Annotated in this window: 1 pseudogene; it reads right to left on the bottom strand. The window is 66.2% G+C overall.

Annotated features, from left to right (window positions below):
• Positions 1-237 (bottom strand): annotated as a pseudogene (locus N7568_RS25310) (fumarylacetoacetate hydrolase family protein); the annotation flags it as partial.

The following is a 237-nucleotide window of genomic DNA, read 5'->3' as shown; positions in this document are numbered from 1 at the left end:
TGTGTGGGTGGCGGTGGCGACGGTCTCGAGCTTCGCCTTGAGCTGCGGCGTCAGTACGGAAGCATTTTCGGGAGCGGGCAGCCCTGCCGCTTCCCGCGCTCCGTACGCCTCTTCCCGCTGGATGTCATCGGTCTTGGGCCGGGCACCAAAGTCAGCGAACGGCGTCGTACCGTCCGTTACCTTCGTGGCGAGGCGGCCGCTGCTGAAGTCGCCGCCGGTGACCTCAATTTCGACGAC

This window comes from Paenarthrobacter aurescens (genome assembly GCF_025421775.1).
Lineage (GTDB): Bacteria > Actinomycetota > Actinomycetes > Actinomycetales > Micrococcaceae > Arthrobacter > Arthrobacter aurescens_B.
The sequence above is the reverse complement of the archived record's forward strand: the minus strand, read 5'-3'. Positions and strand labels throughout refer to the sequence as shown.